Annotated in this window: 8 protein-coding genes and 1 other RNA gene; 7 read left to right on the top strand and 2 right to left on the bottom strand. The window is 33.3% G+C overall.

The window, feature by feature from the left end:
* Positions 1-290: 290 nt before the first annotated feature.
* Together RTX21_RS04000 and RTX21_RS03995 are read left to right on the top strand one after the other, a co-directional pair.
* A complete protein-coding gene (locus tag RTX21_RS04000) occupies positions 291-1,604 on the top strand; it encodes a restriction endonuclease (protein ID WP_312765432.1) in 1,314 nt (437 codons plus the stop codon).
* Positions 1,604-4,120, top strand: a complete 2,517-nt coding sequence (locus RTX21_RS03995; protein ID WP_312765431.1) for an AAA-like domain-containing protein — start codon at positions 1,604-1,606, stop codon at positions 4,118-4,120. Before RTX21_RS04000 ends, RTX21_RS03995 begins: the two co-directional genes overlap by 1 nt.
* Before the next feature lie 585 nt (positions 4,121-4,705).
* On the opposite strand, the gene ssrA is transcribed toward RTX21_RS03995, so the two are convergent.
* Positions 4,706-5,105, bottom strand: a transfer-messenger RNA (tmRNA) gene (gene ssrA, locus RTX21_RS03990).
* Between the two features lie 547 nt (positions 5,106-5,652).
* Between ssrA and RTX21_RS03985 the strand changes: the two genes are divergently transcribed.
* The 5 genes from RTX21_RS03985 (at position 5,653) to RTX21_RS03965 (ending at position 11,263) form a co-directional block, all read left to right on the top strand.
* Positions 5,653-6,468 carry a carboxypeptidase-like regulatory domain-containing protein gene (locus tag RTX21_RS03985; protein ID WP_312765430.1) on the top strand — a complete coding sequence of 272 codons (816 nt, stop codon included), beginning with the start codon at positions 5,653-5,655 and terminating at the stop codon, positions 6,466-6,468.
* A 380-nt stretch (positions 6,469-6,848) separates the two neighbouring features.
* The gene (locus tag RTX21_RS03980; protein WP_312765429.1) at positions 6,849-7,823 is read left to right on the top strand and encodes a ribonucleotide-diphosphate reductase subunit beta; all 975 of its coding nucleotides are present in this window, start codon (positions 6,849-6,851) and stop codon (positions 7,821-7,823) included.
* A gap of 393 nt (positions 7,824-8,216) precedes the next feature.
* A complete protein-coding gene (locus RTX21_RS03975) occupies positions 8,217-8,465 on the top strand; it encodes a hypothetical protein (protein ID WP_312765428.1) in 249 nt (82 codons plus the stop codon).
* A gap of 22 nt (positions 8,466-8,487) precedes the next feature.
* Entirely contained in the window at positions 8,488-10,170 is a 1,683-nt protein-coding gene (locus RTX21_RS03970) for a ribonucleoside-diphosphate reductase subunit alpha (RefSeq protein ID WP_312765461.1), read from the top strand.
* 205 nt (positions 10,171-10,375) lie between these two features.
* Positions 10,376-11,263, top strand: a complete 888-nt coding sequence (locus tag RTX21_RS03965) for a DUF72 domain-containing protein (protein ID WP_312765426.1) — start codon at positions 10,376-10,378, stop codon at positions 11,261-11,263.
* A gap of 104 nt (positions 11,264-11,367) precedes the next feature.
* On the opposite strand, the gene RTX21_RS03960 is transcribed toward RTX21_RS03965, so the two are convergent.
* The gene (locus tag RTX21_RS03960) at positions 11,368-11,664 is read right to left on the bottom strand and encodes a hypothetical protein (RefSeq protein WP_248874591.1); all 297 of its coding nucleotides are present in this window, start codon (positions 11,662-11,664) and stop codon (positions 11,368-11,370) included.
* Positions 11,665-11,726: the final 62 nt, after the last annotated feature.

The raw sequence follows: 11,726 nt of genomic DNA, 5'->3' as shown, positions 1-11,726 counted from the left end.
AAATGTAGCATAAAGAGTATATAAATTTTGTCTCAAAAATAGTTGCAAGTTCAGTTCTCTGTCTTATGAGAACTTTTTTTAGTTAAATTTGTAAGGATGTAGAATTTATACATATTATGATTATAAAATCTTTTTTTAACATCTAGGAATAAAAAAAGCAAGTCAAAAGAGAAAACACTTGTATATAATCAATAAGTTTATATCGCCTTTGAAAAAGATTGGGGTATTAGTCAAACTAGATAATGACCCAAAAGATTATATTAGAAATTTAGTAGTTAATATTAACTTAGATGAATAGAAATTGGTCTGACTTTAAAGCATTATACGGAAATATTGCAGGAGCTAGAGAAGAATTTGAAAATGCATGCGAATCATTGTTTAGGAAAATGAATCCTGACAAACACGTAAGCCAAATGAAAGTAACTGTAGGAGATGGCGGTATTGATGTTTTTATTGGAGAATTTGGAGTTGAGCCAATAACTGTTATTCAATGTAAGTTCTTTTTAGACTCATTTGGAGATAGTCAAAAGAATCAAATTAGAGATTCTTTCAAAACAGCTATCGAATCAGAGAAATATGAGTTAAAAGAATGGATACTCTGTATTCCTCGAATTATCGATATTAATGAAAACTCTTGGTGGTTTGAATGGAAAACAAAAAAGATTAAAGAGCATAGCAAAGAAATTGATTTTATCAAGATTAAAAATGGAAATGAATTAATCGATTTATTGAAAGAACATAATCTATACAATCAATATTTCAAGATTGAAGATTCACTAAAAATTGATGCAATACTCCACGCTGTAGTACCTAAAAAACCTGAAATTCCTGTAGATATTAATCCTCAAATTGTACTATTCAATAACTATTCAAAAAAATGTGAATCATATTATTTTGAAAGAGAAGTAGATAAGGAGTTTATAAATTCTTTGAAAATAAGCAACATATGGGTTTTTGGAAGTTCAGGAATTGGAAAAACAGCATTAGTAAATAGAAACTTAACTAAAAACGAAATAGAATACTGTTTTTGCGATTTAAGTCCCGTCGATATCAGTAGTTCTGACCAAGTTATCGAAGAAATTCTTTGCAAAGTGGAAGAACGTTTTTGCACCGAAAGAGATTGTTCTAAGACTAATCGAATAAAACAAATTACCCATATTTTAGGGAATGAAAACAAAAAGAAAATTATCATTGTAATTGATGAGCTTTCTGTAAAGGACAATGATGTACTTAAAAAGATAGCAACTGACTTGATGAACTTGGTTATTCATTACAATAACTCAATAGAAGATAGTCAATTAAAATTTGTCGTTTCTACGATTTCTAGCCCCCAAGAAATAATTGATAATCAATCAAAAGCCACCGAATATTTTCAATACATTGATTGCAACGATTGGAGTAAGGATATAGAAAATTTTTATGAAGTTTTAGCAACATCTTTAAACCTTGATTTAAAAGACAGTAAAGAAGCAATACTAACTTCTTCTAAAGACTCTCCTAGAATATTAAAATCAATTTTTAGAAAAATAATCGCATTAGACAATGTTAATACAATCTCAATTGATAATGCCATAAAAAAAACAACTTCTGAATTAGTTTCATAATGGAAAAAGTACTCAAAAAATATACTACAATACCCCAACCATTATACGTTGATAGATACGCAGATACTCAATTAAAAAGAATTATTGAGGAAATGCAAAGACCAGGTTATGTTTTAGTAGCAAGGCAAATGGGAAAAACAAACCTTCTATTTAACGCCAAAAGAACACTAGAAAATGATAATCGATTATTTGCCTATGTTGATTTATCAAATTTATATAATACCGAAAGAGATTGTTATAGGAACATAATAAACAGCATTATAGAACCTAATCTGGCTGTTTTTGAATCAATAGAAGTTGATATTGAAAAAATACGTGAAAAAGATTTACCTCCACATAATGAGTATTCAAGAAGTCTAATAAAAATATTAAATCATTTTCAAGGGGATTTGGTAATCATTTTAGACGAAATTGACGCTTTGAAAAGTATAAATTATTCCGATAATATTTTTGCTCAAATTAGAAGTAATTATTTTTCAAGAACGAACTATCCTGTTCTTGAAAGATTGACTTACGTATTATCAGGAGTTATTGAGCCAACAGAATTGATAAAAGATAAAAACAAGTCTCCTTTTAATATAGGGGATAAAATTTATCTTGACGATTTTACTAAAGAAGAACATAATAGCTTTATTGAAAAAAGCAGATTACAAATATCCGAAGCTTTTGCAGATGAAATATTTGGTTGGACTAATGGAAACCCTAGGTTAACTTTTGACGTTTGTGCTGAGGTGGAAAATTATCTTATAAATAAAGGAGAAATAAACTCCGAAATATTAAAGAATATTATAATAAAGAAGTATTTAACAAGTTTTGATATTGCTCCTATTGACCATATAAGAGAATTGGCTAAATCAAACAAAGACATTAGAAAAGCGATACTGAGCATACATAAGCAAAGTACTTATGATATTAGCGATGATATTAAAAGAAAATTATACTTATATGGAATAATTAATTCCAAATTTAATGAAGAAACCCATATAAAAAACAGAATAATTGAGTTAAGTCTTTCGGAAGATTGGATTAAATCTATTGAAAGAGAAAGAGAATATACATATGTTTTAGGACTAACTTCATTTTCTGAAAAGAATTTTACATTAGCGATAGAGGTTTTTCAAGAAGTTATTCAAAAATCAACAAAGGAAAAAGAAGTAGAGGGAAGTAATTATTTTTTAGGGTTGTCATATATTAAAATACATGATTATAAAAATGCCGAAAAATATTTTTCGTATGAATATAAAAATGTTGAACACAAAAATGATGCTCTTGCTTTTTTGGGTGTTTGCCAAATGGCTTTAGGAGATATTAAAGCTATTGAAACTCTTGAAAAAGCCATTGAAGTGGAAAGTAACACACACGCTTATCATAACGCATTGCTAAATTTGGCGGTAAAAATTGAAGATAATGATAGAGCATTAAACTTGTTTGAAAGACTTTACAAATCGACATTTAATTCTAATAATGAAGAAGAAGTAGAGTTAGCCCAACTAAGAACTTTATCACTTTATTATCAATCAGAAATTTTAGAAAGAGAGAATGAAAGAGAGAATGCGATTGAGAAACTAAAACAAGCGCTTGAATATAGCAATATTTCTGATTCGCTATTCTTACTTCTTAATCAGCATTATTTATTGGATAGTAAAACAGATGAATTTATTATAGAGATTGTTAATAGAATTATTGGCAATGATTTAAGGTTTGAAAAAAACGATTCATACCCAATCAGCTTTAAAGAAGTCCATATTTATTTCTATTTAGAGCTCGCTTTCAAAGCAGAAGATAAGACATTATTTGATAGGCTATTAGAGTATGTTCATAACAAACTAATAGTCAATAAAAATATTCCTGAAATAATATATGAGGTAAGCATAATCTCAAGGAATAATCAAAAAGAGATTTTAGATTATTTAATTCACTTTTCTGACAAAATTGAAAATAGTTTACTTTTAAATATTTTTAGAGATATGTTGTTTATTTCTATAGAAAATAATTCTATTTTTCTAAAATTGTTTGAAAAATATTTGTTTCTTTTTAAAGAAATAAAAACTCCAACCAATGCCGATATTTACGTGTTTGCCTTTTGTATAAAATTATATTCAGATAGAAAAGAGGTCAACAAAGGCATACAATTATGTGAAATTTTAATTCCAGAGATTGAAAAAAATGAAAATTTAAAATATGAATCGATAATCATCTATTACTGGTATTCTAATTTATTTTTTAGCAAAAAAGATAAAATAAAAGCCTCAAGATTTGCAGATATAGCCTTAAAATTAATACAAGAATCCAATGGTGAAAAATTATCGATGATTGATGAAACTGGATTGAAATCAATTTCAAATCAATTAAATCAAATTAAACTATCATCCCAGACAATAAGACCTATCAGTGTTAAAAAGTTTGGTAGAAATGATAAAATAAAAGTGAGATATGCAAATGGAAATATAAGAGAAGATAAATATAAAAGGTTAGAAGCAGACATTCTTGCCGAAAGATGTATTCTAATAGAATAGTGTCTACGAATAACTATCCATTAATAAATGAAAGTCATGCTATTTGGAACACCTATCTATTCTAAGAATATATAAAAGCTCTTTTGTTCTAGTAGTTAAGATTAGATTAAGATTGATAGGGTTAAAAAAAATTCCTATAAATTTACTATTTATTGGTTAATCCATTCTTTAATCTAACAATATCTAACAGAAGTAAAATATTTTACAAAAGAGGTTGATAAAATTTACAAAATTTGAGAGAAAAGGGTCTATATAGAAATTACCCCACCCTTACTTGAAAAGGAAAACGGATTTTATTGATGCGGGGTGTATCAAGCGAAAAATATTTATGAAAAAAACTTTAGTAAAAGCGAGAGGTTATGGTATGTATGAGGTGTTATTTTTGAGTTATATCTTTTTGCTGTTTTTAGAATAAGATTAATAAAAATAAATACCTTGTTTTCTAAATAGCGAAAATGATTGTTTGTTTATCCAAATAGTTACATGCAACTAACAGTTTTTAAATAATTATAAAACTAAGAAAAAATCAAATTGTTGTCTAAATGTTGTCTAAAAACAAATAAAACCGCCTAAAATAGACGGTTTAAGTGGAGTTGGAGGGATTCGAACCCTCGTCCAAACAAGCAATACGCAAGCTTTCTACATGCTTATTTCGCTATTGATTTTCGAGCTCAGGCAGAGAGCGAACACCCAACCTAAACCTTAGCTTCTAAAATTTTTGAGTCTTGACCGAAGCTTCCAAGACCTTATTTCCGCATTCCTATATCCCAGAATCCAACGTCGCAGAACAGAACATTGGTGAGACATCTTGCTTCCTTACTATCTTCGGGAAACGCTTGAATCTACTAAACTTCGATTATTAAGCTGCAAGAGCGAACTCTTCGTTGCCAGTTAAAATTTTGTAGCAAGGGATTTAAGAGATCGCGCTACGGTTCTCTGCATGCTTACTTACCCATTGGTCTTGCTGTCGAAACCAGTCAACCCCGTTTTGAAATAAGACTACAAATTTACAAATAAAACCGTCAACTAACAACTAATTACCAAAAACTAAATTTGGGCGTGCCCCTGGCCAGAGCTTGTCATCCTGAGGCTCTCGAAGGGCCACACCTCGGGCCGGGCTGTCCGCTACAATCTTTTTGTCTTGTCATGCTTAGGGTCTCTAAGCACATTTCAACGAAGACAAAAAGGATTTCCACTACCATCCCATGCAGCTGCGCAAAAAACAAGCTTGGTCAATCATTATAAACTTTTCGGATAGAAAAAAATTCAGCAAAATCCCTAAAATCAACGAGAACCTTACAAATTGCTGAGCAAAGCACCATTGCGAGCCTTAAAATAATCTTAATAATGATAAAAAACTTGTGGTATTTGCGTTCAAACAAACTTCGAAGCCAACAATTTTAACAAAACCAAAACCTCCAAATTCTAAAAAAATCACAAAACAGGTTAAAGTCGGTTAAACTATCACTTTGAAAACCTTTTCGTCACAATATCAGAAGTGATTAAAGCTAATTTTGTGCAAACTTAATTGCGTGAAAATTAAATTATTATTTCTTCTCATCACATTATTCTCGATAAAGGTATTTTCTCAATCAGAATATATCCTCGGAACTATAACCAACGAAAGTGGAGATAAACTGCCAAACGCAACTATTTATAATCTCAGAACAGACCAGGTTGTAGAATCTGATAAAATGGGTAACTTCGCTATCCAGGCAAAAGCGTCTGATGAGCTGAGAATCGTGAGGCAAGGGTATGAAAGGAAATTAATTTCCTTGACATCAGATAATTTCTCAAAAAGTCTTGAAATAAAACTCACAACCATTCCACAAGAAATAGAAGAAGTCAAACTCAGTTTCAAACCGACCGGAATCTTGAAAAAAGACGTTACAAGACTCAATCCGCCTGCAAAAGTTGTCGCACTCAACGGCGCAATGAACAATTATATGAGAACGCCTCTCAATGAAGTCGCTCCAAAAGCTTCAACGCCTTCCGCTTTCAAACAGCCCGATTTTGCGGCTGGACAACTGAATCTGATGAAATTGGCAGGCGCAATCAGTGGTTTAGTCGGAAAAGCGACATCTTATCCGAAAACCACAGCGGATTATTCAGAGACGCAGGAATTCTATAAGCGTGTAAAATCTGTTGTCGATATGAGATATTATACAGAATACGGTTTAGACGAATATGATTTTGATATTTTTCTCGCTTATGCTGACAAGGCTTATGACCTCGCAAAAAATTATAGAAAGAACTTTAACAAGGTTGCAATAGAATTCAAACTCAAAGAAGCTTTCACCGAATATATCAAGACGCACAGTTTCTCCAAGAAACAGTCAGAAGGTTAAAAATTTCAATCATTTTTACATCAACAGCAATAGCTGCGGTTTTGTCTTTGTTTATTGTTTGGTTGTTGCTGGTTATTATTAAAGGATTTTTATTGATGTGTTTAAATTGAATATTGCCAATTAATAGCTTTACGCAAAGACAAATTCTCCTAAAATCCCTATTCATAGAGCTTTTAACATAATGTGGAAAACTTTTGCCGATGATTGTCAGTTTTTTGCCATTTTTCCGCCTTTTGCCCTTTCATTTTTAGACTTCAATTTCTACTTTTGTTTTACCGCTTCGGAGAACCGATGTAATTTCGTTACTCGCTAGAGAATAGTAGATTACGTGTTCTTTCATCTCACAAATAAATTTAATAATTGATAAAAAACTGCTGATAATGGGAATTTTTGATAAAAGAGTAAGTTATAAACCTTTTGAATATCCTGAAGTTCTACAATTCGTAGAAGCAATCAACAAATCCTTCTGGGTACATTCTGAAGTAGATTTCACGGCAGATGTCCAGGATTTTCATTCCCAGTTGGAGCCCCACGAGAAAAATGCAGTTAAGAATGCCTTATTGGCCATTGCGCAGATTGAGGTGAATGTGAAAACATTCTGGGGAAATCTTTATCAACATCTTCCAAAACCAGAATTGAACGGTTTGGGCGCAACTTTCGCAGAATGCGAATTCCGTCATTCCGAAGCTTATTCCAGATTGTTGGAAGTTTTGGGATATAATGATGAGTTCTTGGACGTTGTTAAAGTACCAGCAGTAAAAAACAGAATCGAATATCTGGGAAAAGCACTTCAGCACGCTAATTCCAACGACCCGAAAGCTTATATGTCGGCTCTGTTGCTGTTCAGTATTTTGGTGGAGAATGTTTCACTTTTCAGCCAGTTTGCGATCATTTTGTCGTTCACGAGGTTCAAAGGTTATATGAAAAATGTTTCCAACATCATTGCCTGGACTTCTGTTGATGAGCAGATCCACGCCAATGCAGGAATCTATCTGATCAATAAAATCCGTGAAGAACAGCCAGACCTTTTGACAGAAAGCGATATCGAAGCGATTTATGACTTGGTGGATGAGTCGATTGAAATGGAAGGACATATCTTGGATTGGATTTTTGAACTAGGTGAATTGGACAAATTCTCAAAAAAGAACCTTCTAGATTTTATGAAATACAGAGTAGATGACTCGTTGAAGAAAATCGGAATGAAGACCAGATACAATGTAACGCCGGAAGATTACAAACCGATGGTTTGGTTCGAAGAGGAAGTTTTCGCCAACTCTATGGATGATTTCTTTGCAAAACGTCCGGTAGATTATACAAAACACGACAAGTCGATTACAGCGAACGATTTGTTCTAAAATAATTTGGGCGCCTTTATCCGCCTTCCGCTCCCAATCTTTTTGTTCCGCTTTGCTACACAAAAAGGATTTCCGCTCAAGTCGGGGCGCAATAATATCGCGAGCGAAGCGAGCGTCAAAAAAGAAATAGTATTAGAGATGTTATCCTGAGCGTAGTCGAAGGATTTTAAAGACATCAAACACATATTTGTCATCCATTAGAAAATCTAGCTTTCTAAAATGACAACAGAACGAAGGTCAAAGTGAGCGATCACTTAATTAAATAAAAAGAAAATTTTAAGAAATACTTTACAGATTCTTGGAGTTTTCTTTTTTATGTGATAAAGCCAAATATTAGTCTGAGTCGCTTTGGTTTTATTTAAATATTAGTCATCAACTAAATTTAAATAAATTATGAACTCAGACATTATTTCAGAAATTGAACACAGCCAGTCAGACAATTTCCAATTAGGAGAATACATTTATATGGGAATGGGTTTGACAAAAGGGCATAGAGTATGTATGTCGGTAGCCTACAAAATTGATTATTGCATCAAAAAAGCAAAGCAATTTGAAGAGATTAATAATGATGTGACCTTTACACACATCAACAAAGTAAAAGTTGGAGAATTGGAACGGAGTAAGAAGATACTTTTGAACTAATTCAGTAAATTTAAAAAAGAAAATTAGCAAGCAAAATAATAAAGTTATGATGGACGAGAATATAGATATCTGGTGGCTCAATGAGGAATCTGAGCAAATGCTTAACAGAGGTTACCTTCTGAAAGGGGAAACTGTAGAAGGCGCAATCGACAGGATTACGACTGCAGCCGCAAAACGTCTTTACAAACCGGAACTGCAGCCGGCTTTCAAAGAGATGATCGTGAAAGGCTGGATCAGTTTTTCTTCTCCGGTTTGGGCCAATATGGGAACACAGCGCGGTTTGCCGATATCTTGTTTTAACGTTCATATTCCCGATAATATCGAAGGCATCACGCACAAATTGGGTGAAGTCATTATGCAGACGAAAATCGGTGGTGGAACTTCTGGATATTTCGGGGAATTGAGAAACAGAGGAACGGCGGTTACAGACAACGGAAAATCTTCCGGGGCGGTTTCTTTTATGAAATTGTACGATACTGCGATGGATGTGGTTTCTCAGGGTGGCGTGAGAAGAGGCGCTTTTGCTGCTTATCTTGACATCGACCACGGCGACATCGAAGAATTCTTGAGTATCAAAGATATCGGAAGCCCAATTCAAAACTTGTTCACAGGAGTTTGTGTTCCAGATTACTGGATGCAGGATATGATTGATGGCGATGTGGAGAAGAGAAAAATCTGGGCAAGAGTTTTGGAAAGCCGTCAGCAAAAAGGTTTGCCTTACATTTTCTTCACAGATAACGTAAACAGAAACAAACCTCAGGTTTATAAAGATGCAGGATTGATGGTGAATGCAAGTAATCTTTGTTCAGAGATTATGTTACCTTCTACTGCGAATGAATCTTTCATCTGCTGTCTATCATCAATGAACCTTGAATTGTATGATGAGTGGAAAGATACAAACGCTGTGAAATTGGCAATCTATTTTCTAGATGCCGTTCTATCAGAATTCATTGAAAAAACTGAAGGTAATTATTACTTGACATCAGCTAGAAACTTTGCAATGCGTCACAGAGCTTTAGGTTTGGGCGTTCTTGGATACCATTCTTATTTGCAGAAAAATATGATTCCGTTTGAGAGTTTCCAAGCGACTCAGTTCAATGCAAGAGCATTCCGTCACATCAAAGAGCAATCTGAAATTGCTTCTAAAGAATTGGCAAACATCTACGGAGAACCAGATATGTTGAAAGGTTATGGATTGAGAAATACAACAACAATGGCAATTGCGCCAACAACTTCTAGTTCTGCAATCTTAGGTCAAACTTCTCCTGGAATTGAGCCTTTCGCCTCTAACTATTATAAAGCAGGTTTGGCAAAAGGAAACTTTATGCGTAAGAACAAATATCTGGCTAGATTATTGGACGAAAAAGGTCTTGACAACGAAGAAACTTGGAGAACAATTATGTTGAATCACGGTTCTGTTCAACACCTTGAAGGTTTGACAGATGATGAGAAAGCGGTATTCAAAACGTTCAGAGAGATTTCTCCTATGGAGATTGTTTCTCAGGCTGCTCAGAGACAGCAATATATTGACCAGGCTCAGTCGCTTAACTTACAGATTCCATCTACAATGCCGGTTAAAGACGTAAACTATGTAATGATAGAAGCTTGGAAAAAAGGTGTTAAAACATTGTACTACCAAAGAAGTTCTTCGGTTTCCAAAGAATTGATGGTGAACTTTGTGACTTGCTCTGCTTGTGAAGCGTAGACAATAATTAAAAATTAACAATTTATAATTAAAAACCATCTTGTTGCAAAAGCGAGGTGGTTTTTTGTTTGAATTTCTTTGCTAAGTTTACGGCTTTGCGCACTTAAAAGCATTCTGTTAATCAAAAAAAATCTTTGCGGACTTTGCGTTTAAAATCATCAAACTTTACTTAACTTTAAGCCTCGAACTTTAAATTTTAATTCTAATGAAATTCGGACAAGTTGCTGACCCGTCGAAAATCGATTTTACTTTGCCAAAAGACCATCCTCAGACCAAATTCATTCTCAATCAGAATAAAAAAGGGTTGAATAATATTTCTATCGGTTGTGCAAAATGGAACAAGACCGACCTCAAAGGTTTTTATCCGAAAGGCACAAAAGACGAGTTGACTTATTATGCCACTCAATTTAATTCGATTGAATTGAATGCTACTTTTTATGGAATGCCGACTGCAGAACAGGTCCAGACCTGGAAAGAGAAAACGCCAAAAGATTTTAAATTCTTCCCGAAAATAACAAATACAGTTTCACATTTTCGCAGACTGCTTAATGTTACCGATGTCGTCACACAATTCGCTTCGGCAGTTCTTAATTTCGATAAAAAATTGGGAATGGTTTTTCTGCAGCTTCACGATAATTTCAAACCGAAAGACTATGAGCGTTTGGAAAAATTTGTTCAGGATTGGCCAAAAGAAGTTCCATTGGCAATCGAATTGAGAAATACGGAATGGTTTACAGATGAAGAAGTATTCAACACCGTTTGTGAATTATTTGAAATGAATAACATTACAAATATCATTGTTGATACTGCGGGAAGAAGAGATATGCTTCATATGCGTCTGACAACACCGAATGCTTTTGTGCGCTATGTTGGAGCCAACGCGGAAAGCGATTATGCAAGACTGGATGATTGGCTGGAGAGAATCAAAGTCTGGAAAAAAGAAGGCTTGCAAAATCTTTACTTCTTCGTGCATCAGAATGTGGAAAAAGCATCACCATTATTATCGGCTTATTTTATTGAAAATGTGAATAAAGAATTCGGGACAGATATCCATATTCCGACAATGGCTTCTGAACAGCCGACATTGTTTTAAATAAAATTCCCTTCAACATGAAGGGAATTATTTTTTTATGTTATGAATTCCACTCAATTGGAAGTATGGTGGGAATTCAGAGAATTTTTAACTGTATGATTTTATTAAGCCAAAAACTTCAGCTCTTTATCTTTAAAATTGTTGTTTTCGACCAGTTTGTGCATCGCTTTCATCGTTTTCTTGCGGAGCTTGGCAAGAATACGGACGTTTTTGTCATCGCTGTAATCAAAAATATCGTCCTCGAAAGAAAATACATCACCTTTTTTAAATTTAATATTATTTTCTTTCATTTCCTTAAGAAGCATTAGATTCGTCATTACCCTTAGGGAAGCACTTTCTGCAGCTTCAAGATGTTTCAGAGATTTTAGGAGTTCCTTTTTGTATTTTTTCTTTGATTTCATTTTGAATAATGTTAATCAATGAAAGTTATAAAAAATTATCGAGAATTTCTTACTTTTGGGAA

The organism is Epilithonimonas sp. (genome assembly GCF_032054305.1).
Lineage (GTDB): Bacteria > Bacteroidota > Bacteroidia > Flavobacteriales > Weeksellaceae > Epilithonimonas.
The sequence above is the reverse complement of the archived record's forward strand: the minus strand, read 5'-3'. Positions and strand labels throughout refer to the sequence as shown.